Consider the following 17,365-nt stretch of genomic DNA (forward strand, 5'->3'; position numbering starts at 1 on the left):
TTGACCGATTCATCTGCTACTACCGCCCAAGCATTTTTTGATTATTGTGTAGTACACCAACTGCCTTTCGCCTTTTACCAGCTTCCGAGCTCTGCTGGGAATATGGCTGCTAAATTGGAGCCTATGGTGGTAGCTCAAAATAGCTCTGTCGTGCATAAGTTGTCATCCGAAGCAGGCTATTCTCAGGCTCGTGGTTTTATGTTTGCTCCCTTTCATGAATATCGTGAATTCAGCAAGGTACTGATTCAACCCGACGTGCATACTTTGTTGAATGCACTTCCTTCGCTGGATTTTTATAATGGAACTATTCCCGTCGTCGAACATGAAGAACATGCGGGGTTAGAAAGAGAACCTACTACTGAAAAAGAATATTCAGATTACATCAGTCGTATTAAGGTTCTTATCGCAGAAAAGAAATTCAGCAAAGTGGTAGCGGCGAGAAGTATCGAAGTAAAAAAGCCAGCAGACTTCCATCCGGTTGCGATGTTTGAAAAGTTATGTAAAGAATATCCGACGGCGTTTGTCAGTTTAGTCTCTATCCCGGAGTATGGTTTGTGGATAGGCGCTACACCCGAATTATTACTGAGAGTGAAAGAAGAGAAATTCACCACCTATTCTATGGCTGGGACCCAATCTAATTCTCCTAAATCGCCGGAAAGTGGTTGGGGCGATAAGGAAGTGGAAGAACAAGAACTAGTGAGTATCTATATCGGCGAAGCCTTTCAAAAAGTGATCAAAAGGCAGCCGGTGGTGGCAAAGCATGGTACGGTTCAGGCGGGGAATGTAATTCACTTGCAAACAGAGTTTGAGTTAAGCGATGCTCCGCTGCGCGACTGGCAGAAACTGGTAGATGAATTGCATCCTACCCCTGCGGTGGCTGGTTTGCCGAAAGAAGAGGCTATTTCCTTTATTCTCAAAAACGAAAACAGCGAGCGCGAATTTTATGCCGGGTTTCTGGGGCCAATCAATTTCGATGAGGAAGTCCACTTGTTTGTCAACCTCCGATGCATGAAAGTGCTTCCGCATAGACTGCAGCTTTTTGTCGGAGCCGGGATTACATTGCACTCTCAGCCGAAATATGAATGGAGGGAAACAAACATGAAAGCTAAAACACTGTTGCGCGTCATTCAGCAAATGTTTCCCCAAGCTGAATTATTTTAAAAAACCTTTCATATTTGCTGTGATGAACACCACAAAAATGGCGGTAAGAATGATCGCTGAACTTTGTAAGCAACATGGTATGCGCAAAGTGGTTTTTAGTCCGGGTTCTCGCTCTGCACCTATTTATATTGCTTTTTCGCAGATTCCCGAAATAGAATGTATCATCATCCCTGATGAACGCGTAGCCGGATACTTTGCTTTAGGCATGGCACAGCAATCAAGAGAATTGATTGGAGTAGTTTGTACTTCTGGAACGGCCGTTGTCAACCTCGCACCTTCCTACTATGAGGCTTATTACCAACAGCAAGCCGTGATATATATATCAGCAGACCGGCCTGAACAGGCCTTTATGAAAGGAGATAATCAGGCTATTGATCAGTCTTACGCTTTGAGTACCGAGGACACCGAGGCTATCAGTTTTAATGCAGAAGAAACGGAGCTTACTGAACTAAATGAGCAGTTAAACAATATAAACTGGACATTGAAAACCAGTAATTTCGATACCCCTACTCCGGCGCACATAAATATTTATCTCGATGAGCCTCTTTATGACCTGACCGAAGAACCCCTGCGCCATTTCGATGCAGAGGAGGTGCGACTGGATATATCAAGCAAACTTCTGAAGAGCGACAAAGAAAAAATTATAGCCAAGTTCTCGACCTTCCATAAGAAAATGATTATAGTAGGCTTGCACGAACCAAACAAAGAATTCGTTCGCCGCATTTCGCAGCTCAGCCACCGGAAGGATATTCTGATTGTTAGAGAAACCACCTCCAACCTTCCCATCAAGAATAGCGTGATGAACGTGGATGCCTGCATCACCGTCATGAATGAGTTTTCTAACGAGTTTCTGATACCGGAAGTGGTGATTACGATGGGCAGACAGATTGTTTCTAAGAAGGTGAAAGAATTTCTGAAACATCAACCGCAACTTCATTGGGATATAGAAGAAGAGTGGTCGGCTCAACGAAACTGGAGTTTTCTGGGAGAAGATATCTATGATGAAATCTCGCAGGGAAACGAGATTGAGTTTCTCGATGCGCTTTTAGAAACTCCCGAATCTGTTACATCAGATTTCCGCGAGCAATGGATGAGTCTTTCTTCTTATGCCAAACAGAAAACCGAGAAATATCTCGAACAAATTCCTTTCAGTGATATGAAAGTATTTGAACTGCTCATCCCTTCCTTCCCCAACGATGCCAACATTCAATACGGAAACTCCACTCCGGTTCGCTATTCCAACCTGTTCCGCCACCAAACCCCCGGCTTGACCGTTCATTCCAACCGAGGCACCAGTGGTATTGACGGATGCGTCAGCACTGCTGCCGGTGCGGCATACGCGAACAAAAGAATGACCTTGAGCATTGTGGGCGACATCAGCTTCTTCTACGACAGCAACGCCCTTTGGAACAACTTCCTTACGCCTGATTTTCGCGTGATCGTCATCAACAATTCCGGAGGGAACATATTTCGCCTCATCGAAGGGCCCACCAAGTTGAAAGGCTTTGAAGAGTTCTTTGAAACGAGGCATCAATTAACCGCCAAACACCTGGCAGCGCATCATCAGATTCCCTACTACTATTGCGACAACCAACATGATCTGGAGATAATTCTCCAAACATTTTATGAACCGCACAACGGAAAGCCGGCCATTCTCGAAATCAAAACCAATGGCAAAGTAAGCGCCGAGGTGTACAAAAACTATTTCAAATACCTGAAACAATCCTCATGAAAAAAAGAAACTGGAAAGCCATCCGCGAATACGAAGAAATCCGTTTTGAATTCTTCGAAGGCATCGCCAAAATAACCATCAACCGTCCGCGATACCGAAACGCCTTCACGCCATTGACCGTCAAGGAAATGATAGAAGCCATGAACATTTGCCGCGACAGCGAAGACATTCAAATCATCATCCTGACGGGCGAAGGCGATCAGGCATTTTGTAGTGGCGGCGATCAAAACGTGCGTGGGCATGGCGGATATGTTGGAACAGACACCGTTCCCCGCCTCAACGTGCTCGACCTGCAAAAACAAATTCGCTCCATTCCTAAATGTGTGATTGCTATGGTCAATGGTTTTGCGATTGGTGGCGGACACGTGCTACACGTGGTTTGCGACCTCTCTATTGCCAGCGATAACGCGATCTTCGGCCAAACCGGTCCCAAGGTAGGCAGCTTTGATGGTGGATTCGGCGCCAGCTATCTCGCCCGTGTGGTAGGCCAGAAGAAGGCCCGCGAAATCTGGTTCCTCTGCGACCAATACAATGCCGACGATGCCTTGAATATGGGATTGGTCAACAAAGTCGTTCCTCTTAAAGACCTCGAAGACGTGACCGTAGAATGGTGCCGCAAAGTCCAAGAGAAATCGCCTCTTTCTATCCGCATGCTCAAATCCTCCTTCAATGCCGAACTGGACGGTCAAGCCGGCATCCAGGAACTGGCGGGCAACGCTACCCTTCTATATTATCTGAGCGACGAAGCCAAAGAAGGAAAGAACGCCTTCCTGGAAAAGCGCAAACCCGACTGGTCTAAGTTCCCGAAGTTTCCCTAAGGGTTCACGGTTGACAGTTCGCTGTTAGCAGTAATACAAAGCCCCTGACCGGTTTCGCGTTAGGGGCTTTTTTGTTTAACCAAAGCCTTAAAAAAATCAATAAGAATTTGGATAATTCGTTTGTGCCATTAATTTTGTAGTAAGATACATCGCTTAAACTTATTTCTCAGATGGTTTTTGTAAAGGACAATAACAGTTTTTTTCTCTCTGAAACACCGGTTCGGATGAAGGGTGAAGGATTGGGATTTTTTATAACCAGACCAGAAATTTTTTCCACAAAATATTTTACTGAATTTCTTGAATCGCTGATGTTTTTTGCACAAAAAGCGATGTGGGTTTCCGTGAATCCAATGTCATCCCCCGCACATTCAATGTCGTTTCCCGCGTCTCCGATGTCGTTCCCCGGGCTTTCAATGTCGTTTTCCGAGCTTCCAATGTCGTTCCCCGCGCTTCCAATGTCGTTTTCTGGGCTTCCAATGTCGTTTCCCGCACCTCCAATGTCGTTTTCCGGGCTTCCAATGTCGTTTCCCGAGCTTCCAAAGAGGCTCCCCGGCCTTCCAAAAATCAGGTTCACTATGCTAATTCCACATTTTTCACATAAAAAACCAATTTTTTAACTCAAAACACAGAAAACATGGACGATAAACAAAAAGATCATCAGGATACTATTGATCGGGTAGCACAGTTTAACACCGACCATTCAGTTGAAATTGCGGCCATTGCCGATTATGGCACGCCGCAGGGAATTTTTGATGGCGCGCGGGCTCAAATAAACCTGTTGGGGCAGCGCCAAAGTCAGGACGATTCGGGATTGGAAATTTTGAGTATTACTGCCAAAAAAGCGATGGCTAAAACGGTGAATCGGTTGGCTAAAAAAGCACGTGTCAAAGCAAAACTTAATGGAGACTTGGCGTTGGCCGAATCGCTCAGCCATTCGTATAGCTACATTTATAAAGCGGACAAGCAAACGGCCATTGACCGGACGCTGGCGATGCGCAAAGCAATGAATGACAACCTCGCCACCCTCACGAACGTCAGCGCGGGCGACATCACCCTGATTGATAATTCCGTAACTACTTTTGACGCCGCTCAAGTGCTGCCCATCGTGGCGCGGGAAGCGAAAAAAACGGAGTCCACCAATCAGTTGCCCGGACAATACGACATCGCCTTTGAAGCTATTGATGATATGTTTGACCTTCTGTTTGGCGAATACAGTGAATCGAACCCTTTTCTGGTGCAGCAGTTCCAACTCGCGATGCAGATTATTGAAACGGGGGTGCATCATACAGGCATTAAGGTGATTGTAACAGGCCCTATCCCACCGGACGACCCGGCAGGAGTGCCGCTGAATCATGTGAAGGTGAAAATTTTGGAGTATGAGCCAAAGAGGGAATCGGAAACTAACATAAACGGAGAGGCGGTGATAGAGAAGTTTAAGCACGGGACGTATGATGCGGAGTTTACCAAGCCAGGCTATGCAAGAAAGGTGGTGCGCTTCACCGTAAAGCGTGGACAGCATATTGATATTCCGGTGACGATGGTGTTGGCGTGATGAAAGGAAGCTACGAGCTATTAGCTATTAGCTATGAGCTTAGAGCCATGAGCCGCGAGAGAATGCGGGGCTTTTTTCGTTATAGTGATTTGCACAGTTTAAACCCAAACAAAATCTACACTTCAAATAATTCTCTGGGCAATCGGCTTTGCCGAATAATAGACAATAAAGTGCCGGTCTTTATTTCGTTATGGTTCGGCACAGGAACTGTGACAGTGCTGCCTTCCTTCTTTTGCTGCATAATGATATGGCTGCCTTTTTGCCTGACCTGAATAAATCCATGTTCTTCGAGAATACGGCATACAGCCATGCCGGACAGTATGCGCAATTTACTCATGCAGCGCGCACTATTTCAAATTGTGTGACGAATAAATCTGTATGCAGGCGCTGCTGAATTTCGCTGGGGTCAGCGCTTTCCAAAAACAACTCTACGGCTTCTTTCAAATTAGCCATTGCATCTTCTATGGCCTTGCCCTGACTGGCAATGTCCAGTTCAGGGCATAATGCCACATACATATCGCCGTCTTTTTCAAGAATTGCAGTAAACCTTTCTGTTTTCATCTGGTTTGTATTAAAGATGGTAAAGTTAAAAGTATTTCCTTTTTTATTTCCTCATCTCCAAAAAGGATTGCAGAATAATATTGGCCGAGATGGCATCAATATGGCCTTTGTTTCTGCGGTCCATTTTGCCCTTGCCGCTTAGCAGCAAAGTCTGCGAGGCCATGCGGGAGGTAAAACTCTCGTCCATGCGGTGAACTTTTTTATCGGGGTAAGCAGTTTCTAGTGTTTTGATAAAGCGGTCAATATGTTCGGTTACGGGGTTGGCGCTGTGGCCATGCGAAAAAGGATAGCCCACCACAAAGGCTTCTACCTCTTCGCGGGCGCAGTAGCTCTTGATAAAAGCATGAATATCTTTGGTCGGCGTGGTTTCCAAACTGTTGGCAATCAACTTCAATGGATCGGTAACGGCTATGCCAACGCGCTTGGTTCCAAAATCAAAGGCCAAGATTCTGCCCATTATTTCACATTGGGAATGACGGTGGCCTTGATGGTCAGCACGGTGGAGGCCGGGTCGGTATTGGCACCTACGGTAACGGTCTTGGAGGTTTCACCGCTTTTGCCTGAACTGTCAAACTCCACATCAATCTCACCGGTTTCGCCCGGTTTGATAGGGTCGCGCGGCCATTGAGGAACGGTGCATCCGCAGGAGCCTTGCGCGCCGCTGATGATGAGCGCTACTTTGCCCGTATTGGTGAACTTGAATTTGGTCTTCACCTTGCTTCCATCTGCAATTCTTCCAAAGTCATGCGTCAAGCGGTCGAATTTGATAGAGGTCGTGACCTTTGCATCGGGACCGTAGAGGTGGGAGAGGGGGTCGTTGTTGGGCTGGTCGAAGGGGCTGGGTTCGGCGGCCTTTGCTTTTGCAGCTTCTTCGGCGGCTTTATGAACTTCGCCCATTTCGGTTTTCAATCCATCAATGGTGTGGTGCAACTGGCGGTTTTGCATCCACAAATAGCCGGTAGTGCCGACGAGCACCACCAATACGACGGTTACTATTTTATGATACATCTGCTGATTTTTTTCGGAACAATATTAGCTAAATCACCGTTGATTAAATTTTAGAGATGATACCTAGGTAAAGGCTCGGTGTCCTGCGGGGTAAATTCTCCAGCCAGGAATTTGTAATGAGCTGCGGTGGCAATCATGGCGGCGTTGTCGGTGCAGTATTCCAGACTGGGGATAAATGTTTTCCAGCCGTTGCGAATTCCTATTTGTTCAAAGCGGCGGCGCAACTCGCTGTTTGCCGATACGCCACCGGCCAGCGCCATTTCTTTCACACCGGTTTGTTTCATGGCCTTTTCTAATTTTTTCAGAAGAATATCTACGATGGTTTTTTGAATAGAGGCACAGAGGTCTGCTCGGTTTTCTTCAATAAACGTCGGGTTCTTCTTTACTTCCTTTTGGATGAAATAAAGCACGGAAGTTTTTAAGCCGCTGAAAGAAAAATCGAGGCCGGATATTTGTGGCTCTGCGAAAGAAAATTTATCTGGGTTTCCGTTCTGCGCCATTTTGTCCATCAGCGGGCCACCGGGATAAGGCAAACCCAGAAGCTTAGCCGTTTTATCGAATGCTTCACCGGCGGCATCGTCGAGCGTTTCGCCCAGCACTTCCATTTGCAAATAATTCTTAACGAGCACGAATTGAGTATGGCCACCCGAAACCGTCAAACAGAGAAAGGGGAAGGAGGGTTGATGCTCGATAAACGCCGCCAATACATGCGCCTGCATGTGGTTGATTTCAATCAAAGGAATGTCAAGGGCCAGCGCCATAGATTTGGCAAAGTTTACACCGACTAGCAAAGAACCAATCAAGCCCGGCCCACGGGTAAAGGCAATGGCGCTGAGTTCGCTTTTGGTCACACCAGCTTGTTTCAGAGTGGCATCCACCACTGGAAGTATGTTTTGGAGATGGGCACGAGATGCCAGTTCGGGCACTACACCGCCCCATACTTCATGCACCTGCTGACCGGCCACAAGGTTGGCAAGAATTTTGGCATCTTTGCCGACGGCGGCAGAGGTGTCATCGCAAGAAGATTCAATAGCCAGAATAGTAATACTCACGCGGCGAAAATAGCCGGAATGAGGATATTGGAGTGGATGAGAAGATAGAATGAAAAGAGTTTGGGTTATAATTTTAAAGAAAATGTGCGTTGTTCGTTTAAGTATTTGAAGAAGAGGGAAATTGAAAAGTCGCGTGCTTAGAATTTTACTGATTGTTGGTTTAGTGCTGGTGGTACTGGTGGCGGGCTTTTACTTTGCCATTCAGCAACAGAGTGTACAAACTTTTCTGGCACAGCGCGCTACCGATATGCTTTCTAATTCCTTAGACACGAAGGTTTCGATAGAACGGGTGAAGATTAAGTTCTTCACCCGCGCTGAGTTGGTCAACTTTTATATGGAAGATCATCAAATGGATGCGATGATTTATACCAAGCGATTGGAAGTGAGTTTTTCGGCCTTTGAATTGTTTAATAAGAAAATCAAGGTTAAAAGCCTGTTGCTTGATGGGGGGCAATTGTTTTTGCATAAAGATTCCTTAAGCGGAAAACTGAACATAGAGGAGTTGTTTAGCTCGTTTCAATCAAAACAGAATAAAAAGGATACGACATCAGGTGGAGTTAAATGGGATGTTGATTTAGATGAGGCGAATTTGAGCCGAGTCAGCTTTAGATACCTTGATGACCAAGCGGGTTCTGATGTAGTGGTTCATATCGGAAAAGCAGAAATAGCGGTTAACCAGATTGATCTTAAAAAGAAATGGATTGACATTCATTCTCTTCATTTCGATAGCGTGCAAGTGGCGATGGGACAGATGAAGTACAAGAAGGAGAAAGTGGATTCTGTAAATGCAATTCACTTTCTGAAAGATGGTCTGAAAATTAAGTACGATGAATTGCTCATTACCAATTCATCTTTCCGCATAGATGACCTGCGCAATGATTCTATTTTACCTAAAGGAATTGATTTCAAACATCTTCATGTGACTGATATTTACTTGTTAGCAAAAGATGGATTGGTAGATGCGGATACAATCACCACAAGTATTCGTCGCCTTTCAGCCAAGGAACGCAGTGGTTTCACGCTGGAAAGTCTGAGTACCGAAGCGCGAATATCTGTAAACGGCTTAACGTTTGACAAGTTGAATATTAAGACCCCGAATAGTGAAATCAAAAACTATCTCAGTTTCCGCTTTCAGGAGTTCAATGACTTTGGGGATTTTTTAAACAAGGTTCGCATCAAGACTCAGCTTAAAGGAACTAAGTTCTCTTTGAAAGATTTGAATTATTTTCTCCGAACTCTGGATGCGGTGGAACACAATCGGCTGTATATAAGTGGTGAGATTGACGGCAGGGTGAACAACCTGAAAGGCAGAGGTATTGAGATACGGATGGGCAACAGCACATTTTTTCAGGGAAATTTTTATACACGAGGATTACCGGATATTTATGAAACCTCATTGAACCTTCGGGTTGATCGCTTAGCAACCACCGCGGATGACCTCAAACGTATTTTCCCTAAATTAAAGACGCCGGATAATTTGCAAACTCTTGGCTTGATTTATTACTCAGGGTCATTAGATGGGTTTGTCACGGACTTTGTTTCTACCGGAAAACTGGTTACCTCTATCGGTAATGCTACCACGGATGTCAATTTTAAGTACAACCCGAAAAAGAATCGGGCGAGTTATCGTGGCGATCTAGCTTTAAATGAATTTGATTTGGGGAAATACTTTCGTGATGAAGTAAATTTGGGAAAGGTTTCCCTTAAAGGTAAAATGACAGGAGTTGGGCTCACTTTAGAAAGCCTGAGAGATAGTATTGATGGTCAAATCTCAAGTATTCAATTCAGAGGGCATGATTATCGGGATATTTTGATTTCAGGTTTGGTGGTTCAAAAGTCGTTTAGTGGCACCCTGAAAATTAGAGATGAATACCTTGACATGGATTTTAATGGGAAAGCTGTTCTGACCGATTCAATGCCAAACTATGATTTTAAAGCTACGGTACGAAAAGCCATGCTTCAACCTTTGAATCTATCCAAAGCAAATATCAGCGTGGCGGGTCAAATGGATGCAAATATTGAAGGAAACAACTTTGACAATTTGAATGGCAAAATAAATCTTAGCGATGTAAAACTTACCAGGGATGACCTTCAGGCTGAGGTCAAGAAAATCTTGATTGAGGCTACGTCCGGCAACGGAAGACAAAAGAAGTTAACTCTGGACGCTGACTTTGCAGAAGCAGAAATTGAGGGACATTTCAATTTCTCAGAATTGCCAGGGGTGTTTAAGGGCTTTGTCAATAGTGTATTCCCAAATGTGTTTGATAATATCCCAGACAATACTTCCGTTCAGGACTTCAAAGCTGACATACGGATTTATGACCCTCAAGAATTGCCTCAAATATTTTCTCCAAGCTTTAAAAAAATTATACAAACACAAGTTAACTTAGATTTCAACAGTTCTACTAATCATTTTAAATCAAACGGGCGCCTGACGGAGGCAGAGTGGAATGGCTATCGAATCAAGGGAATGAATTTGAACACCCAATCTGATAACGGGGTGTTTGATTTCAATGTCTCGGTTGATAAAATTTATAATAAGGACAGCCTGATAATTGATACGCTAAATGTTTTTGCTAAAACAGAAGAAAAAAATATCCGATGTGGTTTATTAGTACGTGATAAGAATAATTACAACTATGCTGATATGCTTGCCTTTATTACTCCTTATTCGGATGGAGTTACCTTAAGGCTGGATCCTTCGGACATAAAATTGGGGAACTATCATTGGTATTTTAATAGCGAAAACCTGATTAAAATTCAAGGTAAGAAGATTACAACGAACAACCTGGTATTCAGAACAGAGGAACAAAAGGTCTTTATAAACAGCTATCTAAAAAATGATACCTCTACTTCAATAAAAATTATTTTGGACAATACTGATTTGGGCGACTTTACCGGAATATTTACCTCGAAAATGAAAGATTTGAAGGGGGCTATGAATGGTAAACTGGCTATAGAAGATGTTTTCTATAAGCCAACGGTATATGCAGACTTAGTAGTAGATGAGTTTACTCTAGGAGATGAGCTTGTAGGAGATGTGAATATTGAGATGAAACTTGATTCTTCCTCCAAGAAAATATGGGTTAATTCATCTGTAAAAAGTGTGAACAACAATATTGATATAGATGGATATGTTTCAATTGACCCAGAACGTCCCGATATTCAATTAAAGATGGATGCGTCACGTATTGGGCTTAACTTCCTTAACTATCCATTCTTTGATAAATATGTAAAAGGCTGCCGGGGCTATGTTACTGCTAAGTTGCAGGTAAAAGGGACCGTGAGCAAGCCTATATTAACAGGTAGTGTATTATTGGTGGACGATACGGTAACAGTTGCTTACCTTAATACGGCTTACAGAGTTAAAAATCAAAGGGTCATTTTAGATGAGCACGGTTTTAACCTCAATGGAATTACGGTTTATGATATGAAAAATGCGCCGATTGTAGCTGAGGGGAGAATTAACCACGAAAGTTTCCGTGACTTTGCTCTTGACTTGTACGTTGATGTTAGAGAAAGAGCACAATTTTTAAACACTACAGCCAAACAAAGCCCCAATTTTTACGGCATAGCTTACGGCACCGGAAATATCCGATTCTCAGGTCTAATTAATAATCCTGAAATTGTCGCAAATGCAGAGACTGGATTGGGCACCTATTGCGGGTTGCCGATTAATTCGAGCTTTGAAACCAATCGTTATACCTTCTACCGTTTCGAGGATACAAAGCACAGTAACCAACCTGCACTTGCCGATAAAAAGCCAAAATTGAATGGTTTGGATTTTACTTTGAACCTTACTGCAACTCCGGATGCGCGGTTGGATATAATACTAGATCCGGTGGCGGGAGATATGCTGACCACTTATGGCACCGGAACAATTAAGATTCATATCCCAAGGAATGGTAACACAGCTATTTATGGTGACTATGAAGTTTCGAGAGGAAATTATCTCTTCACCTTGCAAAGTGTAGTCAATAAAAGGTTCGAATTAAATAGCGGTGGTACGATTAAATTCAACGGAGAAGTTTATAAGGCGGGGTTGAACTTAAATGCTGTATATGATGTTCGAAGTTCTGTTTCCGACCTGATTGATGACTTAATTAATAATGATGTTCAATTAACCAATGTAGCCCGCGGAAGGATTCCGGTGAAACTATTGCTAAACCTGACTGGACCTCTAGAACAGCCGAATATTGGATTTGATATAAGAGTGATGGATGCCGACCTTGCAATCCGTGGATATGTTGAACAGAAGCTAATGTTACTTAAAAACAATCCTGCTGAATTGAACAAGCAAGTATTTGGACTTTTGGTAATGAACAAGTTTCTTCCGGGATCCTCATCGGCCTCAAGTTTTATCGGCACTCCAAGCGGTTTGGGTGGAACGGCGGCAAACACTGTAAGCGAATTTCTATCCTCTCAACTCTCCAATTACCTTGGAGACTTATTGAGTTATACCGGTAATTCAGATTTATCAAACTTAAGCATCAACTTAAATTATCGTCAATATGATCCTACAAGTAGTACTTCAACTACTGGTGGCATTGATACACGTAGAGAACTTCAGTTGGCCTTATCTCAAAGATTATTGAACAATCGTTTAAGTATTAATGCGGGAGGCAATCTTGATTTTGGCAATAACCCAAGCGGTGTGGAAAGAAATGTCATTCCTACAGGCGATTTTCAGATTGAATATTCGCTTACCCCTGATGGAAGATGGAAGGCTAAAGCATACAATCGAACTAATTATGATTACTTCAATTCTCGAAATAGCAATCGTACAGGGATTGGGATTGCGTATAGAAGAGAATTTGATAACCCGGCTGATTTGTTTAAGAGAAGAAAGTTGCTTAAAACTAAAGCGGTGCCGGTTGATAACGTGAACATTCCTCCTCCGGTTCTAAATGATTCTAGTATCATTTCCCCTTAATCTTTTCGTTGTGAGATCGCCTCACTTGTTGAGAGCGATAGATATTTCCATCAGCACCTTTTGGGTGCCGCCGGTTCTCTCTAACACATAGTCTCTATTTGATCTGAATTGAAAAGTTTCCTTGGGATCGCCTATTAATCTGGAAATTATTTTCAACAGTTCTGAATCAGATGAAACCGAAAAGGCCCCGCCTCTATTGATTAGTTCTATTGCTTCTAACGATTTTTGATAGCGAGGGCCCCAAAAGATGGGTACACCTTGAACTGCAACTTCCAATACATTGTGAACCCCAACATTAAAGCCTCCGCCGACATAGACGAAATCACCATATTGATAAAGCGATGCCAAATCACCGATACTATCCACGATCAACACTTCACTTGAATCAGCGGTTAGTTCGTTGAGGTCGGAAAACAAAACAGAATAAGCCAGAATTTTCTTTTGCAACTCGGAGATACTAGCAGAATCAATTTCATGAGGAGCAATGATGAATTTGCATCCCTTTAATTGTTTACCATTTATAACAGACAAAATAAGTTGCTCATCCCTTTTCCAGGTACTTCCTGCAATAACTACCTTTTTATCACCCTTAAATCTTTCAACCAGAGAGTAAGACCTCCTTTCATCTACAATTTGTTTCACACGGTCAAAACGGGTGTCAAGACAAACCTCTGAGGGAACAGAAATTGTCTTTAAAAGATCAACTGAATCTTCACTTTGAACCAATATTTTCGAAAACATATTCAACATTTGCCGAAATATAGCTCCGTACCATTTAAAGAATACCTGCTCTCTTCGAAAAATAGAAGAGAAAAGAATTGTTGGAATATTTCGACGCTTTAGTTCATTCAAGTAATGAAACCAAAACTCATATTTGACAAATAGCGAAACATCAGGCTTAGCCCAATCTAAAAACATCTTTGCCCCCGTTTTAGTATCCAGTGGTAGATAAACAACGGCATCTACACAATTATAATTCTTTCTTACCTCATAACCGGATGGGGAAAAGAAAGAGAGAATTAGTAGATCATCAGGGTGATTACCGCCCCAATTTTCTATAACCGGTCGTGCCTGTTCAAACTCACCTAAAGAGGCGCAATGAAACCAGATCCTTTTACCCTTTTTTTCGGGGAGGCTATGCAGCTCTATTTTTCTTCCTGCAACCCATTGTTTAGCCTTATCACTAAAAGGAGAAGCAAGTTGTATGGTTACGCCATATACATAAATAGCCATATCATAAATTAAAAGACTGAAGCGGTTCATTCGGATAAAAACTAGAAATTAGTTGCTATTACTATAAAGTAGATTCTTGAGGATGTCTTTTGCTATGGTAAAAATTAACCGCCTTTTCGATAAAATGTTGGTTTCAAACTTGTTTTTAGATACAGTTCATTGAGTAGCTATCAACTTAGGTTAAGTAGTAGGTCAAAAAGTGCTTTTTAGTAATCCCCACAAAACCGCTTTCTCGGCTTCATTATTTTCCAATTTTGAAGGATGGGACGTAACCAATACCTTCATTCCAAAAAAATCATAAACTTTATGTTTATCAAGGGGCAATGCGTTTCGACCGATAGGTATGTTGCCTAATATCAAAATTAATTCTGGAGAATATACTCTTTGTATCTCACCCGAAGAATTTTTTTGTCCGTTGCCAGAATAAAGAAAAACCACTTCATCCTCTTGAAACTTACAGGCTCTTACTAATTTGTCCAGCATAGTTTTAGCGGTGGTAGTCAAATCCTGTTCTGGCGATTCGCAAAGCAACACCAATCGTTTGGATGTTTTAGAGACGCTACAATCATTTGCGTAGGTAAGGCGATAAACTTTATCTTTAGAAAATAGCCCCCTTGTTTCGATTAGTTGAATCATTTTGAGTTGTGAAATGAAGGTTTAAAAATAACAGAACTATAGGGAAAAAACCGGAATTTATTCTATTTTTGTTCGGAACGAGCAATTGGCTTAAAGTTATTGATTATGAGTTACAAAATAAGCGTAGAAAGGATAAAGAAATCAGGGATTGATCAGGTGGATTTCAACAACCTTCCTTTTGGCAAACACTTTTCTGACCACATGTTTGTGGCCGATTATGAAAACGGAGAATGGGGAAACTGTAAAATAGTTCCGTTTGGAGAGATATCTATTCATCCAGCGCTCTCTTCGCTACACTATGGGCAGTCTATTTTTGAAGGAATTAAGGCGGAAAAAGACCCTGATGGGATTCCGGTGATATTTCGGCCTTTGAAAAGCGTAAACCGATTTAATATTTCGGCTGATCGTATGGCCATGCCGGAAGTGCCAGAAGAACTCTTTATGAGTGCTTTAGACAAACTACTGACTGTGGACCGCGATTGGATTCCTACTTCGACCGGTTCATCTTTATATATACGGCCATTTATGTTTGCCTCAGAAAAGTTTATTGGTATCAAGGCAGGGGAGCATTTTCGATTTATGATTTTTACTTCCCCAGTGGGGGTTTATTATGACCGCCCGGTGAAGGTATTTATACATGACAAATATATCAGAGCTTTTCCTGGTGGGGCCGGATATGCTAAATGTGCCGGAAATTATGGAGCAGCTATGATGCCGATGCGCGAAGTTCAGAAGATGGGCTATGACCAGATTCTTTGGTTAGACGGCATTCACCACCGCTACCTACAGGAAATTGGCACCATGAATGTTTTTGTGATTATTGATGGAGTGCTGATCACCCCATCATTAGAGCAGGGTACTATTCTAGATGGCATCACCCGCGATAGTATTATAAAGTTGGCAGAGGACGAGGGCTATGTAGTACAAGAGCGCGAGATTGCGGTAGATGAAGTTATCAACGCTTATCATGAGGGCAAACTTGAAGATATGTTTGGAAGCGGAACGGCTGCTGTCCTTTCACAGATAGGGGAGTTTCATTATAAAGGTGAAAATTATGTATTGCCTCCGTTGGAAGGACGTGAAATATCGAATAAGCTAAAAGCTCGGCTTACTTCTATTAAATCAGGTCAGGCAGAGGACGTATTTGGTTGGTTGCACCGTGTACCGGTTTCCTCGCACGTTAGCCTTTAATATCCTACTTCTTTATAAGCGATTGAGGTTAATAGCCTAAAATCTTCATCATGCTTTCTGCGCTTTGCTCTTCGGCAAATACTTTATAGGTAAAGTCTCCTTTTTTCTTTTCATCCACCAGAATATGTGGCGGTGATGGAAGCAGACAATGCTTAATCCCTCCATAGCCGCTCAACGTATCTTGGTACGCTCCGGTATTGAAAAAGCCGATATGAAGTTTTTCGCCCTGTTTAATCTTAGGAAGATAAACCTGATTGATATGGGCATCAGAATTATAATAATCACCGACATCGCAGGTAATCCCTCCTAGATTCACGTGCTTGTATTCATCTTCCCATTTATTGATGGGCAACATGATAAAGCGTTGAGATAGGCCCCAAATATCGGGCAGGCTGTTCATCAATGATCCGTCTAGCATGTACCATGTTTCGCGGTCATTTTGATTCTTCACACCCAGAACGCTAAATAATACGCAACCACTCTCTCCCACAGTATAGCTTCCAAATTCGGTAAAAATATCCGGCTCTTCTACTCCTTCATTGTTGCAGGTGGTCTTTATCTGCGATATGATTTCGTTAATCATATACTCATAATCGAAATCAGCGGCCAGTGAATGCTTAATGGGCATGCCACCGCCGAGATTGAGCGCAGTTAATTCAGGACAAACCTTTTTAAGGTCGCAATAGACCCCCAAGGCTTTGTGAAATTCTGTCCAGTAATAGTTTACATCCTTGATTCCGGTATCAATGAAGAAGTGAAGCATCTTCATTTTGAGAAAAGGATGGTTCTTTATTTTTTGTTCATAGTAGGGAACAATGTCATTATACCGAATACCAAGTCGGGAAGTATAAAATTCATATTTCGGTTCCTCCTCTGCTGCAATACGCATCCCGATATTCATGGGGCCGGTGATAGCCGAATACTTGTCAGCTTCATCTAAGTTATCCATTATGGGAATGATATTCTTATAACCGTTATTAAAGGCCTCTACAATCTTCGCTACATAGCCATCTGGTTTGAAACCGTTGCAGATGATATAACCCTCCTTCTTAAGTTTCTTTTTCTCCTCCAGCTTTTTAATCAATTCAAAGTCAAAGGCGGAGGATGTTTCGATAAAGACTTTGTTTTTCAGGGCTTCCTCCAGCACAAAAGAAAAGTGGGAGCTTTTGGTGCAATAGCAATAATGGTAGTCGCCGGCATAATTGTTATTGGCAATAGCTGAATTAAAAAGTCTCCGGGCCTTTTGAATCTGCTGCGAAATCTTCGGTAAATATGTCACACGCAGAGGGGTGCCATATCGCTTGATAATATCCATCATCGGAAGATCATTCCAGAAAAGAGTGCCTTTTTCTTCTTTGAAATCCCTTTGAGGGAAGTCGAAGGTTTGCGTAATGAGATCGCGGTATTTCTGTCGTTTAGTCATGAACCGGTTAAATTGCGGCGAAAATATAATTTAGACGCGACATTGAGCCGTAAATAATACAACCT

General features: G+C 42.7%; 15 protein-coding genes. 6 read left to right on the forward strand and 9 right to left on the reverse strand.

What is annotated here, in order from left to right; genetic code table 11:
* Genes IPP77_02955 through menB form a run of 3 tightly spaced genes read left to right on the forward strand, consistent with a single transcriptional unit; the run spans nucleotide 1 to nucleotide 3,711 of the window.
* Nucleotides 1–1,161 (forward strand): isochorismate synthase, encoded by a 1,161-nt coding sequence (locus IPP77_02955; protein ID MBL0308662.1) that lies wholly within the window; start codon nucleotides 1–3, stop codon nucleotides 1,159–1,161.
* A 22-nt stretch (nucleotides 1,162–1,183) separates the two neighbouring features.
* The gene (gene menD, locus IPP77_02960) at nucleotides 1,184–2,893 is read left to right on the forward strand and encodes a 2-succinyl-5-enolpyruvyl-6-hydroxy-3-cyclohexene-1-carboxylic-acid synthase (GenBank protein ID MBL0308663.1); all 1,710 of its coding nucleotides are present in this window, start codon (nucleotides 1,184–1,186) and stop codon (nucleotides 2,891–2,893) included.
* The gene (gene menB, locus IPP77_02965; protein ID MBL0308664.1) at nucleotides 2,890–3,711 is read left to right on the forward strand and encodes a 1,4-dihydroxy-2-naphthoyl-CoA synthase; all 822 of its coding nucleotides are present in this window, start codon (nucleotides 2,890–2,892) and stop codon (nucleotides 3,709–3,711) included. The genes menD and menB overlap by 4 nt, the downstream gene beginning before the upstream one ends.
* 166 nt (nucleotides 3,712–3,877) lie before the next feature.
* On the opposite strand, the gene IPP77_02970 is transcribed toward menB, so the two are convergent.
* Entirely contained in the window at nucleotides 3,878–4,285 is a 408-nt protein-coding gene (locus IPP77_02970; protein ID MBL0308665.1) for a hypothetical protein, read from the reverse strand.
* A 60-nt stretch (nucleotides 4,286–4,345) separates the two neighbouring features.
* Between IPP77_02970 and IPP77_02975 the strand changes: the two genes are divergently transcribed.
* On the forward strand, nucleotides 4,346–5,263 hold the full coding sequence (locus IPP77_02975) for a carboxypeptidase regulatory-like domain-containing protein (protein ID MBL0308666.1): 918 nt from the start codon (nucleotides 4,346–4,348) through the stop codon (nucleotides 5,261–5,263).
* 115 nt (nucleotides 5,264–5,378) lie between these two features.
* Here IPP77_02975 and IPP77_02980 read toward each other — a convergent pair whose 3' ends face one another.
* The 5 genes from IPP77_02980 to tsaD are packed head-to-tail and all read right to left on the reverse strand — an operon-like array spanning nucleotide 5,379 to nucleotide 7,884.
* Nucleotides 5,379–5,600, reverse strand: a complete 222-nt coding sequence (locus tag IPP77_02980) for a type II toxin-antitoxin system HicA family toxin (protein ID MBL0308667.1) — start codon at nucleotides 5,598–5,600, stop codon at nucleotides 5,379–5,381.
* Nucleotides 5,597–5,824, reverse strand: coding sequence for a type II toxin-antitoxin system HicB family antitoxin (locus tag IPP77_02985; protein ID MBL0308668.1), 228 nt, complete (start codon nucleotides 5,822–5,824; stop codon nucleotides 5,597–5,599). The genes IPP77_02980 and IPP77_02985 overlap by 4 nt, the downstream gene beginning before the upstream one ends.
* Before the next feature lie 43 nt (nucleotides 5,825–5,867).
* Complete coding sequence (gene ruvX, locus IPP77_02990; GenBank protein ID MBL0308669.1) at nucleotides 5,868–6,281, reverse strand: Holliday junction resolvase RuvX; 414 nt, start codon at nucleotides 6,279–6,281, stop codon at nucleotides 5,868–5,870.
* On the reverse strand, nucleotides 6,281–6,832 hold the full coding sequence (locus IPP77_02995) for a DUF1573 domain-containing protein (GenBank protein ID MBL0308670.1): 552 nt from the start codon (nucleotides 6,830–6,832) through the stop codon (nucleotides 6,281–6,283). The genes ruvX and IPP77_02995 overlap by 1 nt, the downstream gene beginning before the upstream one ends.
* Nucleotides 6,833–6,882: 50 nt before the next feature.
* Nucleotides 6,883–7,884 (reverse strand): tRNA (adenosine(37)-N6)-threonylcarbamoyltransferase complex transferase subunit TsaD, encoded by a 1,002-nt coding sequence (tsaD, locus tag IPP77_03000; protein ID MBL0308671.1) that lies wholly within the window; start codon nucleotides 7,882–7,884, stop codon nucleotides 6,883–6,885.
* A 133-nt stretch (nucleotides 7,885–8,017) separates the two neighbouring features.
* On the opposite strand from tsaD, the gene IPP77_03005 reads away from it, so the two are divergent.
* Nucleotides 8,018–12,817: a translocation/assembly module TamB domain-containing protein gene (locus tag IPP77_03005; protein ID MBL0308672.1), complete on the forward strand. Its 4,800-nt coding sequence runs from the start codon at nucleotides 8,018–8,020 to the stop codon at nucleotides 12,815–12,817.
* A gap of 21 nt (nucleotides 12,818–12,838) precedes the next feature.
* Here IPP77_03005 and IPP77_03010 read toward each other — a convergent pair whose 3' ends face one another.
* Together IPP77_03010 and IPP77_03015 are read right to left on the reverse strand one after the other, a co-directional pair.
* Nucleotides 12,839–14,050 carry a 3-deoxy-D-manno-octulosonic acid transferase gene (locus tag IPP77_03010; protein MBL0308673.1) on the reverse strand — a complete coding sequence of 404 codons (1,212 nt, stop codon included), beginning with the start codon at nucleotides 14,048–14,050 and terminating at the stop codon, nucleotides 12,839–12,841.
* A gap of 192 nt (nucleotides 14,051–14,242) precedes the next feature.
* Nucleotides 14,243–14,686, reverse strand: a complete 444-nt coding sequence (locus IPP77_03015) for a hypothetical protein (protein ID MBL0308674.1) — start codon at nucleotides 14,684–14,686, stop codon at nucleotides 14,243–14,245.
* Nucleotides 14,687–14,791: 105 nt separating this feature from the next.
* Between IPP77_03015 and IPP77_03020 the strand changes: the two genes are divergently transcribed.
* Nucleotides 14,792–15,877 carry a branched-chain amino acid aminotransferase gene (locus tag IPP77_03020; GenBank protein MBL0308675.1) on the forward strand — a complete coding sequence of 362 codons (1,086 nt, stop codon included), beginning with the start codon at nucleotides 14,792–14,794 and terminating at the stop codon, nucleotides 15,875–15,877.
* 28 nt (nucleotides 15,878–15,905) lie between these two features.
* Here the strand turns inward: IPP77_03020 and IPP77_03025 are convergent, their stop codons facing one another.
* Nucleotides 15,906–17,300 (reverse strand): arginine decarboxylase, encoded by a 1,395-nt coding sequence (locus tag IPP77_03025; GenBank protein ID MBL0308676.1) that lies wholly within the window; start codon nucleotides 17,298–17,300, stop codon nucleotides 15,906–15,908.
* Nucleotides 17,301–17,365 lie beyond the last annotated feature (65 nt).

It is taken from the genome of Bacteroidota bacterium (assembly GCA_016722375.1).
Lineage (GTDB): Bacteria > Bacteroidota > Bacteroidia > Chitinophagales > LD1 > Bog-950.